This is a genomic window from Flavobacterium foetidum (genome assembly GCF_004634245.1).
Lineage (GTDB): Bacteria > Bacteroidota > Bacteroidia > Flavobacteriales > Flavobacteriaceae > Flavobacterium > Flavobacterium foetidum.
Genome location: NZ_SJTF01000001.1, coordinates 64,229 through 81,662, shown reverse-complemented (window position 1 = coordinate 81,662; position 17,434 = coordinate 64,229). Strand labels below are relative to the sequence as shown.

At 34.8% G+C, this 17,434-nt stretch carries 14 protein-coding genes; 6 read left to right on the top strand and 8 right to left on the bottom strand.

Annotated features, from left to right (window positions below):
- Positions 1-236 precede the first annotated feature (236 nt).
- Complete coding sequence (gene uvrA / locus E0W73_RS00325; protein ID WP_135220097.1) at positions 237-3,032, top strand: excinuclease ABC subunit UvrA; 2,796 nt, start codon at positions 237-239, stop codon at positions 3,030-3,032.
- 76 nt (positions 3,033-3,108) lie between these two features.
- On the opposite strand, the gene E0W73_RS00320 is transcribed toward uvrA, so the two are convergent.
- The 6 genes from E0W73_RS00320 to E0W73_RS00290 all read right to left on the bottom strand — a co-directional run bounded on the left by E0W73_RS00320 (position 3,109) and on the right by E0W73_RS00290 (position 9,897).
- Positions 3,109-3,357, bottom strand: coding sequence for a hypothetical protein (locus E0W73_RS00320; protein WP_244248404.1), 249 nt, complete (start codon positions 3,355-3,357; stop codon positions 3,109-3,111).
- Positions 3,358-3,703: 346 nt separating this feature from the next.
- Entirely contained in the window at positions 3,704-5,173 is a 1,470-nt protein-coding gene (locus E0W73_RS00315) for a lipopolysaccharide biosynthesis protein (protein ID WP_135220095.1), read from the bottom strand.
- A gap of 32 nt (positions 5,174-5,205) precedes the next feature.
- Positions 5,206-6,492 (bottom strand): glycosyltransferase family 4 protein, encoded by a 1,287-nt coding sequence (locus tag E0W73_RS00310; RefSeq protein ID WP_135220094.1) that lies wholly within the window; start codon positions 6,490-6,492, stop codon positions 5,206-5,208.
- Positions 6,493-6,692: 200 nt separating this feature from the next.
- Complete coding sequence (locus E0W73_RS00300) at positions 6,693-7,091, bottom strand: hypothetical protein (protein ID WP_135220092.1); 399 nt, start codon at positions 7,089-7,091, stop codon at positions 6,693-6,695.
- Between the two features lie 26 nt (positions 7,092-7,117).
- Positions 7,118-9,559 carry a YfhO family protein gene (locus E0W73_RS00295; RefSeq protein ID WP_135220091.1) on the bottom strand — a complete coding sequence of 814 codons (2,442 nt, stop codon included), beginning with the start codon at positions 9,557-9,559 and terminating at the stop codon, positions 7,118-7,120.
- Positions 9,560-9,609: 50 nt separating this feature from the next.
- A complete protein-coding gene (locus E0W73_RS00290) occupies positions 9,610-9,897 on the bottom strand; it encodes a DUF4834 family protein (protein ID WP_135220090.1) in 288 nt (95 codons plus the stop codon).
- A 124-nt stretch (positions 9,898-10,021) separates the two neighbouring features.
- On the opposite strand from E0W73_RS00290, the gene E0W73_RS00285 reads away from it, so the two are divergent.
- Complete coding sequence (locus tag E0W73_RS00285; RefSeq protein WP_135220089.1) at positions 10,022-10,999, top strand: transporter; 978 nt, start codon at positions 10,022-10,024, stop codon at positions 10,997-10,999.
- Between the two features lie 53 nt (positions 11,000-11,052).
- Positions 11,053-12,171 (top strand): GTP cyclohydrolase, encoded by a 1,119-nt coding sequence (locus E0W73_RS00280; protein WP_135220088.1) that lies wholly within the window; start codon positions 11,053-11,055, stop codon positions 12,169-12,171.
- 104 nt (positions 12,172-12,275) lie between these two features.
- On the opposite strand, the gene E0W73_RS00275 is transcribed toward E0W73_RS00280, so the two are convergent.
- Together E0W73_RS00275 and E0W73_RS00270 are read right to left on the bottom strand one after the other, a co-directional pair.
- On the bottom strand, positions 12,276-12,761 hold the full coding sequence (locus E0W73_RS00275) for a hypothetical protein (protein ID WP_135220087.1): 486 nt from the start codon (positions 12,759-12,761) through the stop codon (positions 12,276-12,278).
- A gap of 124 nt (positions 12,762-12,885) precedes the next feature.
- On the bottom strand, positions 12,886-14,145 hold the full coding sequence (locus E0W73_RS00270; RefSeq protein ID WP_135220086.1) for an aminotransferase class I/II-fold pyridoxal phosphate-dependent enzyme: 1,260 nt from the start codon (positions 14,143-14,145) through the stop codon (positions 12,886-12,888).
- A gap of 254 nt (positions 14,146-14,399) precedes the next feature.
- On the opposite strand from E0W73_RS00270, the gene nirK reads away from it, so the two are divergent.
- From nirK to E0W73_RS00255, 3 genes are read left to right on the top strand one after another with little or no spacing between them, the layout of a single operon-like run.
- The gene (gene nirK, locus E0W73_RS00265) at positions 14,400-15,845 is read left to right on the top strand and encodes a copper-containing nitrite reductase (RefSeq protein ID WP_135220085.1); all 1,446 of its coding nucleotides are present in this window, start codon (positions 14,400-14,402) and stop codon (positions 15,843-15,845) included.
- 16 nt (positions 15,846-15,861) lie between these two features.
- The gene (locus E0W73_RS00260; RefSeq protein ID WP_135220084.1) at positions 15,862-16,638 is read left to right on the top strand and encodes a formylglycine-generating enzyme family protein; all 777 of its coding nucleotides are present in this window, start codon (positions 15,862-15,864) and stop codon (positions 16,636-16,638) included.
- Positions 16,639-16,654: 16 nt separating this feature from the next.
- The gene (locus E0W73_RS00255; RefSeq protein ID WP_135220083.1) at positions 16,655-17,251 is read left to right on the top strand and encodes an SCO family protein; all 597 of its coding nucleotides are present in this window, start codon (positions 16,655-16,657) and stop codon (positions 17,249-17,251) included.
- Positions 17,252-17,434: the final 183 nt, after the last annotated feature.

Sequence of the window (17,434 nt, the reverse complement as noted above, 5' to 3'; positions counted from 1 at the left end):
TAGAAGCATAGTTTTTTGTGCCGAAAAAAGAAAATGGAACAAACAAGTTTCCACACATAGCCAAACTATGTGCATTTAGACTAGTGAAACGTCTTTTTTAAGTTTAGTTAAACTATGTTTCTATGTGTTGAAAATAATTTCACCCAACGAGTTTAAATTAGTTAAAATTTGGAACATTCTCCTTAACAAAACTCAATTCAAAATTGATTACTTTTGTAAAAATTGACTTTTTTTTTATGCAAATTGACCTTTCTACAATAGATCCTAAATCAAATATAATTATTAAAGGAGCACAAGTACATAATCTAAAAAATGTAGATGTTGTGATTCCGCGTAACAAACTGGTGGTTATTACAGGTCTTTCGGGATCAGGAAAATCCAGTTTGGCTTTTGACACTTTGTATGCCGAAGGACAGCGTCGTTATGTAGAAAGCTTGTCTTCCTATGCTCGTCAGTTTTTAGGACGTTTAGACAAACCAAAAGTTGAATACATAAAAGGAATAGCGCCCGCAATTGCCATTGAGCAGAAAGTAAATACCACAAATGCTCGTTCTACGGTCGGAACTTCAACAGAAATTTACGATTACATCAAACTTTTATATGCCAGAATCGGAAGGACATATTCGCCAATTTCGGGTCAAGAGGTTAAAAAAAACACAGTTACAGATGTAGTTTCAGATGTAAAAACATTGCCTATAGACAGCAAATGGCTTTTGCTTTCTCCAATTCACCTAGAAGAAGGAAGACAGCTTGAAGATAAATTAAAAATACTTTTGCAGCAGGGATTTGCTCGTGTTCTGATTGACAATGAAATGATTCGTTTAGACGAATTTACGCCGCAAGATATTCATCAGCTTGACAACAAAGACATTTTGTTGGTAATTGACAGAATTGTGGTCAAAGAAGAAGAGGAATTTTACAACCGTCTTTCTGATGCTGTGCAAACCGCATTTTTTGAAGGAAAAGGAGTTTGTTTCCTGCAGGAATTAAATGGCGAAAAAAGGTTTTCTTATTCTAACAATTTTGAACTTGACGGAATAACATTTCTTGAACCCAATGTTCACTTGTTCAGTTTCAACAATCCTTACGGCGCTTGTCCTGTTTGTGAAGGCTACGGAAACATTATAGGCATAGATGCAGATTTAGTAGTTCCGAATACTGCATTATCTGTTTTTGAAAGCGCGATTTATCCGTGGCGAGGCGACAGCATGAGCTGGTACAAAGATGAATTGGTCAAACATGCCTATAAATTTGATTTCCCAATCCATAAACCTTATTTCCAGCTTACTGAAGAACAAAAAGACTTGATTTGGACAGGAAATAAGTATTTTCAAGGCTTGAATGATTTTTTTAAGGAATTAGAAGAGAAAAATTACAAAATACAAAACCGCGTTATGCTTTCGCGTTACCGCGGCAAAACAAAATGCCATGCGTGCAAAGGCAAACGACTTCGAGAAGAAGCATCTTACGTGAAAATAAATGGTAAAACGGTCTCTGATTTGGTCGATTTGCCGATCAAGCATTTGGTGACTTTTTTCAAAAATATCGAATTAAATGTTTACGAACAGCAAATTGCCAAACGTTTAATGGTTGAAATCAATAACCGTTTGTCTTTTCTAACAGAAGTTGGTTTGGATTACCTAACATTAAATCGTAATTCGGCTACACTTTCTGGGGGAGAATCGCAACGCATCAACCTAGCCACTTCTTTGGGAAGCAGCTTGGTTGGATCTATGTATATTTTAGACGAGCCGAGCATCGGGCTTCACCCTAAAGATTCTGAAAGGTTGATTAAAGTGTTGCTTTCACTTCGCGACTTGGGCAATACCGTTATAGTAGTAGAGCACGATGAAGACATAATGAAAGCTGCCGATATGATTATCGATATCGGTCCCGAGGCAGGAACTTTTGGCGGAAAACTGGTAGCTCAGGGAACTTATGACGAAATTTTAAAATCGGATTCACTTACTTCGCAGTATTTGAATGGAAATTTAGAAATTTCAGTTCCTAAGAAAAGACGAAAATTCAAAAATCATATCGATATTATTGGCGCAAGAGAAAACAACCTTAAAAATGTCGATGTTACTTTTCCATTAGATGTATTAACTGTCGTAACTGGAGTTTCTGGAAGCGGTAAAAGTACGCTGATCAAAAAAATCCTTTTCCCGGCTATGCAGAAAAAGCTTGAAAGTGCTGCAGAAAAAGCGGGTCAGTTTACCGAGCTTAAAGGTTCGTTTTCGCAGATCAAGCATATAGAATACGTAGATCAGAATCCGATTGGCAGAAGTTCGCGTTCTAATCCTGTGACCTATATAAAAGCCTACGACGATATTCGTGATTTATATGCCAAAGAAAAATTATCAAAAATAAGAGGCTATCAAGCCAAACATTTTTCTTTTAATGTTGATGGAGGCAGATGCGAAACTTGTAAAGGAGAAGGCTCTATAAATGTCGAAATGGTCTTTATGGCAGACGTTTCGCTTCCTTGCGAAACTTGCGGAGGCAAACGTTTCAAAAAAGAGATTTTAGAAGTAACTTTTGACAACCAAAACATCAATGACGTCCTTACGATGACTATTGATGACGCCATAGCTTTTTTCGAAAAGAACAAACAAACAAAGATTACACAGAAATTACAGCCTCTTCAGGATGTTGGCTTAGGTTATGTACAACTGGGGCAATCTTCTTCTACCCTTTCGGGTGGAGAGGCGCAGCGTATTAAACTCGCTTCTTTTCTTGTAAAAGGTGCCACAAAAGACAAGGCACTGTTTGTTTTTGATGAACCTACAACTGGACTTCATTTCCATGATATCAAAAAGCTTTTAGCTTCTTTTGACGCCTTGATCGAAAAAGGCCATTCCATCATTGTCATCGAACACAATCTCGATTTAATCAAATGTGCCGACTGGATTATCGACTTAGGACCAGAAGGCGGTGAAAATGGAGGTCATTTACTTGCAGAAGGAACACCAGAAGATGTAGCCAAATCAAAAGAATCTGTGACAGGAATTTATTTGAAAGATAAGTTATGAGTAATCTCTAACTAAAAGCAAATAAAAAGGCCGTAATTCATAAAATTACGGCCTTTTTTCCAAAGTGCTATTTCTATCAAGCTACAAGACATCTTTCTTCAAAAGGAATGCCTTCTTCATCAATAGCTACTAAAACCTTTTTTTGTTTTGAAGCCTCAAAAGTTAAATACAGCCAGGCAAATGACCATAATCCGAGAGTCAAACAAAAAATCATGAAATTTAAACTGTGGTTGACCACTTTTCCGCCTTTAGAAAGTACGGCAAAAAGCAGTTCATCATTTCGTTCTTCGAGCGTAAATCCATTACGAACCTTGTTAGATATCATCTTAGAAAATATCTGCATACTTTGTTCCTGGTTAAGTTGATTGCTTTTCATAATAATTATTCTCCTAAATTAATCTAGTTCCTTACGTATTGATTAAAACGTAATTTCATGCAAAATTATTTGATTAAAAAAAATACAAAATACCTTCGCTTAGGCATTTTCTTAGCATATATTTAGGCGATTAATCTAAACACTGCTAAATTTTCAGACTAAAGTTAATTTTAATATAATTAATTACAAAATATTTACCTGTTAAATTTTAAAATTTAATCACTCATAACCAATTACTTAACCATAATCAATTATAAAATGTTGTAAGAAACAGTACTTTAACCAAGAGAATCGGCTATATTTTGATTTTCATCTTTTTTAGCAGCGAATCAATTACATTATTGATATCTGATGAAATTTTAAATCGGTAATTCAGATACACATAAGTTATGGTAACTAAAACTGATTTTAAGGCAATGCTTATTAATTGGAAAAAAGGAAATTCCCAAAAATAGAACAATAAAAACAGCACAAAAGTGAGCACTAATGAATGAATAGTCTGCTTTGAAAACGGATATAAATCGAGTTTTTTAACAACAAACAGCAGTTTTGCCAAACTGTATAAGGTAATAGATAAAAGTGTGGCAAATGCTGAACCAAAAATTCCCCAATAAGGTATGAAAATCATATTTAAAACTACAGTCAAAACAACCAGCATAAGACCTAAATACAATACCATACGGTAATATTTTGTATTAAAGATAATAGCATTATTATTTCCTAAAATCAAATCAAAATATTTAGAAAGCCCAATCATAAATACAACTGGAATTCCTCCGCTATATTCTTTTGGAACCAATTCGTACAACTGATCGATGTTTACAAAGATACAAAGCATTACAAATCCGCCCACAATTTGCAGATTGATAGACGTTTTTTTGTACAACTGATTCAATTCATTATGTTTGTTTTCGTGCATCAGTTTAGCAGTAATAGGATATACAATTTGATGCATCGCACGGCTAGGAACCGATATCACTAAGGCAATATAAGTCGCAACAGAATAGAAGGCAATATTGTCAATAATCATATATTGATTCAAAATCATTTTATCTCCGTCTAAAAGTAAATTAGCAACACTTCCCGACAAAATTATATAAAAGGAATATACCAATACATCTTTTGTATTTTCAGGTTTTGTAAACTGAAACACAGGCTTCTTAATGTTAAATGCATAAAACATCGTAACTAAAAATGCTAATAAATACAATCCCGCAGTTGCGTATACAAATCCTTCAACGCTAAGAATGTTATAGTAAACCGCTATCAGTAAAAATAAAGAGAACAATCGTAAACCTATTTCCTTAATAAAATTACCAAAAACCGAATGCATATGAACGCGAGCCCAGGCATAAAAAATTTCAAAATAAGCCATCGTTAAACCTATAAAAGGGATTAGCCAAACATAACTTTTAACAATCGCATTCTTTTTTGATAAAAAGAACAAAATCTCATCATAGAAACAAAGCCCTATTAACAGCAGGGGAATTATTAATAGAATCGGAAATAAAACTGTAAAAGATAAAAACCGAGATTTTTCATCTTCTGTTTTATATTGAGAATAGAATTTTACTAGTGTATTTTGCATTCCGATAGCAAACAACGGCATGATGACATTTGCACTGGAAGTAATGTAGTTCGTTAAACCATAAAAAGTGGATCCAAGAAAAATCGGATATAAATAAAGTGTATTAATGGCTCCGATACCAAAACCAATATATGTAATTACAGTATTTTTAAAAGACTGATTTAAGACAATACCCATTTCTTGAGTTTAGATGTATAATTTTAAATTGATTATTTCTTAATCAGCTGTGCTAACTGTTTGGTCAGGTTTTTTCGCGAATATTGCTGTAAACCAACTCCATGTGCTTGCAGTTTACCTTCCAGATACTGATTAAAAAAGCCCAAAATTACGCTTTTTAATTTCCCTTTTTCAGAATAATCAAAAAATACTCCGGTGTTGGTCTCCGTAACAATGTCTGCAAAATCGGAACCGTTCGGGCCTATGGCAATGATAGGACGGTTTGAGACCATATATTCAAATAATTTCCCCGGAATAATACTTTTAGTGTCCTCAGAATTTATTTCGATTAAAAGCAATACCTGCGATTTTCTTTGATGAGCCACAGCCTCTTTATGAGAGACATATCCTAAAAGATTCAGATAATCATTTAATTCAAATTCTTTTATCGAATCTAGAACTTCCTGACTTACGGCACCAATTAATTTAATTTCTAAATGAGACTTGAAATCGGGAGTTTCATTTAGGATTTCAGTCAAAACTTCCCATAAAATATGCGGATTTCGATCTGATAAAAAGGAACCGATATGCGCTAAGGTAAATTTACTGTCTAAAATCTGTTTTTCAACACTTTCTACATCATAACCGTTTGTAATTACTGTAATAGGTTTGTTTGTAATCGTCTCAAATTCAGTTTTTGTCGTTTTGCTGGTAACGATAATTTCGTCGGCAGCGTTCAAAACTGTATACTCTAATTTTTTGTGTTTTTTCTCGGCATAAGAAGATAAACGAAGTGCTTTATGATAACCGATTGTTGTCCATGGATCGCGAAAATCGGCAAACCATTTTACACCTAATTTTTGCTGCAGTTCCAAACCGATTAAGTGAAGACTGTGCGGCGGCCCTGAAGTAACAATCGTATCAATGTTATTTTCTTTGATATATTTTTGAAGATAAGCAACAGATGGCTTTACCCAAAAAACACGTGCATCTGGAATAAAAAGATTTCCTCGAACCCACAGAAAAGCCTTATCCAGAAATGTCTGTTTTTTCTTTTGCGGAAAAATTCCTGAACTGATTTTCTTGGTTTTATTTTTCGAAAAAACCGATGCTAGTTGGTACGGTTCCCAAATTTTATTTTTTAGAACAATTACTTTATCTGAAATTTCGCTTACCAATCCCTCGTCGACAATGGGATAAGTTGGGTTTTCTGGAACATAAACAATGGGTTGAACATCAAATTCTGGCAGGTATTTTACAAATTTCAGCCAACGCTGTACTCCCGGTCCACCCGCGGGCGGAAAATAATAGGTAATTATTAAAAGTTTTTTTTGTTCCAAGAAAAATAAGGTTTAGTATTTAAGGATATAATAACAAATAAAAATATTTTGATTGATTTTTAATCGAGATTTCATTTATTTTTTTCAACGTATAAGAAACTTCAATAAGTATCATTAATCGTTCTAGTCTTTCTAAATGTGAAAGCGACTTCATTTCAGCAATACGTTCTTTTTCACTTATCTCAAATTCAACATCTACATTATTCATTCAATGAGTTATCAATTTTAAATTCTAATTTATTGCTTGTGAGTTTGAAAATCCTAATTTTTCTTTTCATTTCACCACCCCAAAATTTATTCTTAAGTATGTAAACCGAATCTGAAATTTTTTCCCATGTTCCCTCTACAACTTCATATTCAATCGGAGGGGTTCCACACCAACCACTTTGCTGAATTTTTAGTTTTCCTCCCTCTAAAAGCTGAAAGGACAATTTAGATTTGTCAAATTTTCTTTTTGTTCTATAAAATGAAATATTTCTTTCTCCTTTTTCAAAAGTCCATATTTTGTTTAATAAAATATTTTCAGGAAAATTAAAACTCCACAAAGGAATACAGAACACAAATACAAAAACAATTATTTTTCTATTCGAAAATTTCATTTAATAATTTCTGATTAATATTTTTTTTAGGACTTAATCTTTGAAGCGTTTTTTCTATTCTCAAAATAAACTCCACCAACCAAAAGAACTAACATTCCAATCGAACTAATCAAGGTAATAGTTCCTCCTGTTTTAATAACCTTAGGCTCAAATTTAAATTCAATTGTATGTTTTCCGCCTGGAATTTCCATTGCTCTCAAAACGTAATCTACAGGAAAATGATCTTTTAATTCTCCATCGATGTAAGCGTTCCATCCATTCTTATAATAGATTTCAGAAAAAACAGCTAACGCATCTTTTGTAGTATTAGATTTGTATTTGATATAGTTTGGCTTGTAAACTTCTACTGCAATTGTACCTGTCGTATCCCACTGTTTTTTCATTCTGGCATTTCTAAATTTGCCTTCGTGCTCACGAACATTAAAAACAGCTGTTTTTTTAGTATCCAAACTATTCAATGCTTTCATTACATCATCTGGTTTATTTACCAGTTTTACAGAACTCACAAACCAAGCATTTCCGTTTGCATCCGGATTTATGATAGGCGTAGGAGTTCCTGTACTATCTGTCTGAATCACATACTTAACATTTAACATATTAAGCACTTCAAAATTATTTTTAGCAATTTGATAATCAAAAAGTTGCTGCATTCTTCTTGGTTTTGCAGCATGGTAACCACCAATCGAATTATGAAAATAAGAAGCACGCGCGCTAGACATATTGCCATTTAGCTCAAAAACCCTGTAAATCGATTTATCTTCGAGAATTTTTGAGTCGGCTCCGCTTTCTTGAAACGGTGCCGCGATTTGAGCTGGACTAACAAAATCTTTGGCAGATACATATTTTTTATCTACAAAAAACAAATCAAAAATCATGAGCAAACCAACAATGATAAGAGTAGTTGTTTGTGCAAATGTCTTTTTTATAAAAAACCACAAAACCACAAAAGTTACCACAATCAAAAATCCTGAACGCAATAAATCTGCGTAATACATTGTTACGCGGTCTTCTTTCAGAACATCAACAAAGTCAGGACCGTAGCTTTCTAAAAAGTAATTGTCGTTAACTCCTGTAAAATGGAAAAATCCTTTAGCAATCACCAAAATCACAATAACTCCCATTCCAAAAACTCCTGTCTGCACAAGCGCTTTCTGTTGCAATTTAGGCTCGTCTTTTGCTTTAAAAAACGACTGAATACCCATAACTGCCAAAACAGGGAAACATAATTCAAGGATAACCTGAATTGAGGAAACCGCTCTGAATTTATCGTACATTGGAACATAGTCGATAAAAAAGTCGGTTAATAAAGAGAAATTTTTTCCCCACGAAAGAACAAGCGAAAATAAAGCTCCAGCGAGAAAAACATATTTTATTTTTCTATCATCAATAAACAAAGCCAGAACGGCTAAAAAGAATACCACCACACCAATATATGCTGGCGCTGCAACAATAGGCTGATCTCCCCAATAAGTTGGCATTGCCGATACGAAATTTTCAGCATCTGAAGACGGAACTTGATGTGCAATCATAAATTGGTACATACTGCTGTCTGTGCCTACATTTTCGTGATTAGAACCTCCAAAAAGCCTTGGAGCAATCAGATTGAAGCTTTCGGCAATTCCGTAACTGTATTCAGTGATGTACTCTCGACTTAAAGCATTTTCGTTCTCTTTCTTGCTTCCATCAGGATTATAGGTTAATTCGCTGTTGCTGCGTGTACTAAATTTTGCATATTCGCTTGTTGCTAACAAATTTCCTGCATTAGATCCAATAGCAAAAATCCCAGCAGCAAGTAAAACTCCCGTTGCAATTAAAAGAGGCTTGTATTGTTTTTCCTTAATGAAAGTAAAGGCGAAATACCCAGAAAGTATCAATAAGAAAATCAATAAGTAATAAGTCATCTGGAAGTGGTTTGCATTAATTTCTAATGCCACTGCAAACATGGTGAGCAACCCTCCCCAGACGTATTTTTTTTGAAAGACGAGTATAAATCCGGCAATTACCAAAGGCATATAAGCAATAGCGTGAGCTTTTGCGTTATGTCCAACTCCTAAAATAATGATTAAATAAGTTGAAAAACCAAAAGCAATTGCTCCAATAAAAGCTTTTAGAGGGTCTGTTTTTAAAACCAATAACAAACCGTAAAAACCTAGGAAATATAAAAATAAGTAATCTGCAGGACGAGGAAGAAAACGCAGTACATCATCTATTTTTCCAACAAAATCATATGGATAATTTGCACCAAGCTGATAGGTTGGCATACCACCAAAAGCAGAGTTTGTCCAATAAGGCTCTTCATGTTCTACAGCTCTAAAGTCATTCTGCTCCTTTGCCATGCCGGTGTATTGAGCGATATCTGACTGGAAAATTTGTTTTCCTTGCAGAACTGGATAAAAATAAATTAACGAAACTAGAATAAAGCCCATGACAACAAGGGCATGCGGATAGAACTTATTAAGTATTTTCAATTTTTGGCTGGTTTGGGTTAAATGATGAATCCTAAAATCAGGATGCAAATCTAATCTATTTCTTCGTAATCAACATAATCCCCCACTTTTTTGGTCTCGCGTGGATTTTTGGCATTTGCTGTATTAATGATGATTTCGTCATTGTTGTTATTACGGGTGCTTTGCCACATATTATCTTGTCTGTACTGTTGTTGCTGTCTCTGAAAACTTTCGTTTGCATTTTCTACCGCCTTTTTAACCAACACTGGCAAAAAGATTCTCGCTAAAAATTTGAAAATATAATAAAAGGCAATCAAGCCAATTATCCATCTTAAACCTGTAAATGATGCTTCTTGCATAATTATATAATTTTTGTCAAAATTAATAAATCCGTTGTTTAAAAATAAAATATCAATCTTAAATAAATAATAAAATATGTACATTTGAAATGCGTTATTAGATTTTAATCCCAAAAAAATATTTATGTTAAAAATTAAAAACTTACTTGCCCCGGTACTTTTTTTTATTCCACAACTTTTTTTTGCGCAATATACCGATGTGATCAACTCTAATCGTCCTGGCGAAACGATGTCGGCTTTTGGAGTTGGAAAAAATGTGATTCAGGCCGAATTTGGAGTTTACGGCATTAAGGAAAAACATGATTTGCTAGATTATGACGCCAGCGGTCTCGGTACCGATTTAACAATTCGTTACGGTGCATTCTTTGAAAAACTAGAGTTTATACTGGATCTGCAGTATCAAAGGGAAAAATTTGACACACCCTATACAAGCTACGAAAAAAACAATTTCAGACAGACCGTTTTAGGAGCAAAATACCTTATTTACGACCCCTTCAGAAATTACAAAAGAGCCAAAAACATTTACAGCTGGAAAGCCAATTATACTTTTGACTGGCATTCCTTGATTCCAGCAGTATCTATATTTGCAGGAGCAAACTTCACAGCAGCAGACAATCCGTATTATTTTTCAAACGAAGGAGCTATATCGCCAAAGGTTGTGTTAGTTACCCAAAACCTTTTTGGAGGCGGAAAATGGGTTTTTGTAACCAATATTATTGCAGATTACATTACAACAGACTACCCAAGTTACGGATATGTATTAACTTTGACCCATGGATTTAACGACAGATGGTCGGGCTTTATTGAAAATCAAGGATATAAAAGCGATTTTTACAGTGACGCTATTGTTCGAGGCGGTGCGGCTTACCTGCTTAGTCCAAACATGCAGATTGATGCCTCTATAAGCACCAATTTCAAAAACACTCCGTCTGTTTTATATGGAGGAGTTGGCGTTTCCTGGCGTTACGACGGCTGGTATAAGGAAAAACAAAGCCAAGTAAAAGCTGAAGAAAAAGCCAAAAAGAACAAAGATAACGAAATGGAGCGACGCGAAACGGACTATCAGGAACAAGAAAGAAAACGAAAATCTAAATACGAATAATATTAACCCCATTTCTTCCAAGAAATTAGAAGACATCTTACACTTCAATCTTAATGATTACAATTAAAGAAGCCAAAAGCAAAAAAGAATTAACCGAATATATTAAATTCCCTTTTTCACTATATAAGGATAATCCGTATTGGGTACCTCCAATAATTGCTGACGAATTAGAGTCTTTTGATAAAACCAAAAACCCTGCATTTGACAATGCTGAGGCTTATTTTTACTTAGCGTACCGCGACAATAAAATCGTAGGGCGCATTACGGCTATTATTAATTGGTCTGAAGTTAATAATCAGCACAAAAGAAAGGTTCGTTTTGGCTGGTTTGATGTAATCGATGATATCGAAGTAACAAAAGCATTGCTCGAAAAGGTTTTTGAACTGGGAAGAAAACACAATCTAGAGCATGCAGAAGGCCCAATGGGATTCTCAAATCTAGATAAAGTCGGAGTATTAACCGAAGGTTATGACCAAGTCGGCACTATGATTACGTGGTACAATCATCCGTATTACGTTACGCATCTTGAGCAATTAGGCTTTGTAGTCGAAAAGCAATATATCGAAAGCATCTTTCCTTTCTCGAATGTAAAACCAGAATTTTTCCAGAAAGCACAGGCATTAATCAAAAAGCGTTATGGCTTAAGAGCGCTTACTTTTACCAAAACAAAAGACATTATGCCTCATGTGGATAAAATGTTTGATTTGTTTAATGAATCTTATGCCAAACTCGCTTCTTTTGTAGCAATTTCTGATATACAAAAAGAATACTTCAAAAAGAAATACATCAGTTTTATAAACCCGGAGTATATTAAGTTTGTGGTTGATGAAAATGATAAATTAATCGCTTTCAGCATCGTAATGCCAAGTTTTACCGAAGCTTTACAGAAAATCAAAGGAAAATTGTTTCCGTTTGGATTTCTTCATTTGCTTAAAGCAAAAAAACACAGCAAGGATGTTGTTTTTTACTTAATCGGAATTCAGCCTGAGTATCAGAATAAGGGTGTCACAGCAATTATATTTGATGAATATTATAAGACTTTCTCAGAAAAAGGAATTCGAAACTGCATCAGAACTCCCGAGTTGTTAGAAAACAATGCGATTCACTTGCTTTGGAAAAACTTTGACCCTATTATTCACTGCCAAAGAAAAACTTATCTGAAGAATCTTTAATGCTATAGTATTCGGCCAGCATTTTTTTAGTGCTTAGTCTCATTACATAAAAAAAAATCCATTCGCCCCCAAACGAATGGATTTTTTATAAAGGCAAAATTGAATTATTCTACCTTGCAATCTACTTTTGTTAAAGTATTTTTCTGATCAAATTTTAATTTTGATTTATCTTTAAAAGTCACTTTATCATTAGAAGCAATTACATCTCCAGATCCTTCAATAAGCATGCCATCTTTTTGCAGAAAAGCTACTTCTCTTACCGACGAAACACCCTCAGAGGAAAATGTATAATCTCCAATTAGCGTATCACCTTTCATATTTCCAATAAGGGTTCCTTCATTTTTATCTTTCCCTGTTAAATCATAACGCAGTTTCCCGTTTACTTCTTGATGTGAATTTACATTAAAACTCAGTTCGATAACATTTCCATTAGCTCTCCAAGCATAACACTGATCTCCTGCAGGCTCCAAAATCTCTGCCTCTTTTGGCGGATTTGGTGTAATTTGAATCGGCTCTGTCGTGGTTGTTTCCTTTTTACATGATGTAAAAATCGACAAAGCAATTACTGTTAGGGTTAGTACTTTTTTCATATTTTTTTCATTTTATTTTGTTGATTATGAAATAAAGTTACTTCAAATAAAAAAAATCCATTCGTAAAAAGAATGGATTTTTTTTACATAATTCCCACTTTTGGAAATTTATTTTGATTAGGAATTACGAAACATCAACTGTAGTTTTTTCTGCAATTTCTTTGTAAGTTCCGTTTACTAATTTTTCTCTGATAGCCTCAAAAGCAGCTAGAGTTTCTTCGATATCTGCCAAGGTATGTGAAGCCGTTGGAATCATTCTCAATAAAATAATTCCTTTTGGAATAACCGGGTATACCACAATAGAAAGGAAGATTCCGTAATTTTCTCTTAAATCGTTCACCATTACCATTGCCTCAGGAATACTTCCTTCTAAGTAAACTGGCGTAATGCATGTATTGGTATCTCCGATATTGAATCCTTTTTCTTTTAATCCGTTTTGCAGTGCATTTACGTTTTCCCAAAGCTTGTCTTTGATCTCTGAAGAATTACGCAAAAGCTCCAAACGTTTTAATGAGCCAATTGTCTGAATCATAGGCAACGCTTTTGCAAACATCTGAGAACGCAAATTATATTTTAAATAATCGATTACTGATTTATCTGCAGCTACGAAAGCACCGATATTGGCCATTGATTTTGCAAAAGTAGAAAAGTAAACATCAATATCATCTTGAACCCCCTGTTCTTCTCCTGCTCCCGCTCCTGTTTTACCAAGAGTTCCAAAACCGTGAGCATCATCAACTAATAATCTGAAGTTGTACTTTTTCTTTAAGGCTGCGATTTCTTTAAGTTTACCTTGTTGACCTCGCATTCCGAATACTCCTTCGGTAATGAATAAGATTCCGCCTCCAGTTTCCTCAGCCATTTTTGTAGCTCTCTGAAGGTTTTTCTCCATACTTTCAAGATCATTATGTTTGTAGGTAAAACGTTTACCCATATGCAAACGAACACCATCAATGATACAAGCATGCGAATCTACGTCGTAAACAATAATATCGTTTTTAGTAACCAAAGCATCAATAATAGATACCATTCCTTGATAACCGAAATTCAATAAATAAGCAGACTCTTTCATTACAAAAGATGCCAGTTCGTTTTCTAACTGCTCATGATACGTAGTGTGACCAGACATCATACGCGCACCCATTGGGTAAGCCGCCCCAAATTGAGCTGCCGCATCAGTATCTGCTTTACGAACTTCTGGATGATTTGCCAACCCTAAATAGTCATTTAAACTCCAGTTTAAGATGTTTTTTCCGTGAAACTGCATTCTAGGACCTAATTCTCCTTCCAGTTTTGGAAAAACATAATACCCCTCTGCCTGCGAAGCCCATTTCCCTAAAGGTCCTTTATTTTCTTGAATTCTTTCGAATAAATCTTTTACCATAATATAGTTGTAGTAATAATTTTAATGTAAACAGCGTGCAAAAATAATCATTATTATTCTAAAATTCAGACCCTCATTTATTTTTATTAAAAAATATTCAGGCATGTATTGCCAGCTCTGTAAATTGAGTTTTTCTTAGCCTTAAAATTAAATTTAAAAGAATAATAAAAATCGAATCATGACTTTTATCATAATAAAAGACAAATTAGTCTTTTATTTTTGAATCAAAATAAACTAAATAAAACCAATGGATTATGAACAAGAAAAACATTATTCCGACAAAAATGCTTTTTTTTATAGCTGTGCTTTTTATGACACTTTTTTTAGCAAGCTGCAAAAAAGATGAAGCTGTAAATTATACAGATATTACAACTGATGGCGAAATGAACGCAGAACTTACTGCACCACCTTTTGTACCTAAGCCAGTTGGCGACCGAAAAGCCATGAAGCTCAAACTCAATATGGAAATTAAAGAACAGGAAGGCACCATGACTGATGGCGTAAAATATACGTACTGGACATTTGGCGGTTCTGTTCCAGGTAGTTTCATCAGAACTCGAGTGGGTGACGAAGTAGAATTTCATCTCAAAAATCATCCCGATAATAAACTGCCACACAATATCGATTTGCACGCTGTAACAGGACCAGGCGGAGGAGCGACTTCTTCTCTTGTGGCACCGGGACATGAAAAAGTATTCAGTTTTAAAGTAATCAATCCCGGGTTATATGTGTACCACTGCGCTACTGCTCCTGTCGGAATGCATATTGCCAACGGTATGTACGGATTGATTTTGGTGGAACCAGAAGGCGGGCTTCCGCCTGTAGACAAGGAATATTATGTAATGCAAGGCGATTTTTACACTCAAGGTGAATACGGCGCAAAAGGTCTTCAGCCGTTTGACATGAACAAAGCGGTTAAGGAAACTCCTGATTATGTAGTATTTAATGGAAAAGTAGGCTCTTTGACCAACGGAAACGAACTGACTGCTAAGGTCGGAGAAACAGTACGCTTATTTGTGGGTAACGGAGGACCTAATTTGGTTTCTTCTTTCCACGTAATTGGTGAAATATTCGACAATGTACATGTTGAAGGCGGCAGTACAATCAATAAAAATGTTCAGACCACTTTGATTCCGGCAGGAGGAGCAGCAATTGTAGATTTTAAAGTTGAAACTCCTGGAACTTTTATTCTGGTTGATCACTCAATTTTTAGAGCATTTAATAAAGGTGCGTTAGGAATGCTGAAAGTGGAAGGCAATGAAAATAAAAACATTTATTCTGGAACAATCCAAGAAGGCATTTATCTGCCAGAGGGAGGAACAATCCAGAAAATGCCAGGAAATTCGACAGCAAAAGCCACTGTGCCCAAAAGAACACTTAATGAAAAGATTAAAATTGGTAAAGAAATTTTCGGAACCACTTGTTTTGCTTGCCATCAATCTGAAGGACAAGGAATTCCGAGTACCTTCCCTCCTTTGGCAAAATCAGATTACTTAAATGCCGATTCTAAACGTGCCATCAAAACTATTTTACACGGCTTAACCGGAGAGATTACAGTAAACGGCAAAAAATACAACAACGTTATGCCTGCTCAGAATTTATCTGATGACGAAATTGCAAACGTTTTAACTTATATATACAGCAGCTGGGGCAATAACAAAACAGAAATTACGCCTGAAATGGTCAAAGCTTTACGATAACAGCAATTTTTTCAGTATGAAAAAAAACATTTTCATCTTTACTTTTTTCCTTGTGTCTGCTGGAATACTGCAGGCGCAGGAAGCTGGAATGGTTCACGTAAAAGAGGGTTCGTTTGTCCCTCTTTACGGGGCCTCCTCCAAAAGACCTGTTTTTGTGCCTTCTTTTTATTTGGATATTTACCCCGTTACAAATAGTGATTTTCTAAAATTCGTTAAAAAAAATCCGGAGTACAGCAAATCTAGAATCAAAAGGATTTTTGCAGAAAAGAGTTATTTGTCATACTGGAAAAGCGATTATGATTTGGGAACTGCCCATCCGAAATCGCCTGTTACCAGCGTGTCTTGGTTTGCCGCTAAAAAATATTGCGAATGCCAAGGAAAACGTTTAGCAACAATGGATGAATGGGAATATGCTGCGATGGCAGATGAAAAAAGAACAGATGCCCGAACCAAAAAAGAATTTAACGAATATATTTTGTCTTGGTATGAAAAATCCAAAACCTACGAAAACCCAATCGGACAGACTTTTAAAAATTACTGGGGGATTTATGATATGCACGGCCTGATTTGGGAATGGACAGCAGACTTCAACAGTATTTTTCTGTCGGGAGAATCCAGAAAAGATAAAAGTACTGATAAAAACTTATTCTGCGGAAGCGCTTCAGTAAACGCAACCGATTTAATGGATTATGCGGCTTTTATGCGCTACGCTTTTAGAGGCAGTCTCAAAGCGCAGTATTCTACACGAAATCTTGGTTTTAGATGCGCAAGCTCGACAAAACCTAAAATCTAATTTAAACGAATTAACAATGAAAAAAATACTGATCGTTTTTTCTCTTTTATTCTCGCTATACAGTTGCAAGAACAACGATAAGAAAGAAATCAAACCAGAAAGCAAAAAAGAAATCAGCGATTTATCAATTTACAATCTGCCTTCTAAATGGACAACACAAGATGGAAAAAATATTGAATTAAAAGATTTTAAAGGCAATGTTTTAGTGATGGTAATGATTTACACCAGCTGCAAAGCGGCTTGCCCAAGATTAGTAGCCGATATGCGCGATATTGAATCTAAACTTGATAAAAACACCAAACGAAACGTAAAACTGATTTTGGTGAGTATCGACCCTAAAACCGACACGCCCGAAAGGCTCAAAACTTTTGCAATTGAAAATCATATGAATCAGGAACCGTGGACTTTCCTGCGTTCTACAGAAGAAAATACTCGTGAATTTGCCGCAGTTTTAGCCGTTAATTATAAAAAGATTTCGCCAATAGATTTTTCGCATTCAAATATTATAAGTGTTTTTAATGAGGAAGGAGAATTGGTGTTTCAACAGGAAGGTTTAGGTGTTAATAATGAAAAAACGATAGAAACAATAAATCAGGAAGCAGGAAAAATTTAGTTTTAATTTTTTTATTAGTTGAAAACAAGAGCAGATTTATGATAAAATCGGCTCTTGTTTTATTTATATAAGAAGCCAAGTTAAGCTTCGGAGAAGCGAAATATTTATAGAAAAATCTAAGGCATCTACATAGAAAGCTCCAGCGGAGCGAAATATTTATCAGGTTAACAAATTATAATCCTA

What these genes read in the sequence shown, in the direction of transcription:
- E0W73_RS00300 (WP_135220092.1), bottom strand. Translation starts at nt 7,091, where the DNA reads ATGAAATTTTCGAATAGAAAAATAATTGTTTTTGTATTTGTGTTCTGT.
- E0W73_RS00260 (WP_135220084.1), top strand. Translation starts at nt 15,862, where the DNA reads ATGAAAAAAAACATTTTCATCTTTACTTTTTTCCTTGTGTCTGCTGGA.
- E0W73_RS00290 (WP_135220090.1), bottom strand. Translation starts at nt 9,897, where the DNA reads ATGCAAGAAGCATCATTTACAGGTTTAAGATGGATAATTGGCTTGATT.
- E0W73_RS00320 (WP_244248404.1), bottom strand. Translation starts at nt 3,357, where the DNA reads ATGATATCTAACAAGGTTCGTAATGGATTTACGCTCGAAGAACGAAAT.
- uvrA (WP_135220097.1), top strand. Translation starts at nt 237, where the DNA reads ATGCAAATTGACCTTTCTACAATAGATCCTAAATCAAATATAATTATT.
- E0W73_RS00275 (WP_135220087.1), bottom strand. Translation starts at nt 12,761, where the DNA reads ATGAAAAAAGTACTAACCCTAACAGTAATTGCTTTGTCGATTTTTACA.
- nirK (WP_135220085.1), top strand. Translation starts at nt 14,400, where the DNA reads ATGAACAAGAAAAACATTATTCCGACAAAAATGCTTTTTTTTATAGCT.
- E0W73_RS00280 (WP_135220088.1), top strand. Translation starts at nt 11,053, where the DNA reads ATGATTACAATTAAAGAAGCCAAAAGCAAAAAAGAATTAACCGAATAT.
- E0W73_RS00270 (WP_135220086.1), bottom strand. Translation starts at nt 14,145, where the DNA reads ATGGTAAAAGATTTATTCGAAAGAATTCAAGAAAATAAAGGACCTTTA.
- E0W73_RS00255 (WP_135220083.1), top strand. Translation starts at nt 16,655, where the DNA reads ATGAAAAAAATACTGATCGTTTTTTCTCTTTTATTCTCGCTATACAGT.
- E0W73_RS00285 (WP_135220089.1), top strand. Translation starts at nt 10,022, where the DNA reads ATGTTAAAAATTAAAAACTTACTTGCCCCGGTACTTTTTTTTATTCCA.
- E0W73_RS00315 (WP_135220095.1), bottom strand. Translation starts at nt 5,173, where the DNA reads ATGGGTATTGTCTTAAATCAGTCTTTTAAAAATACTGTAATTACATAT.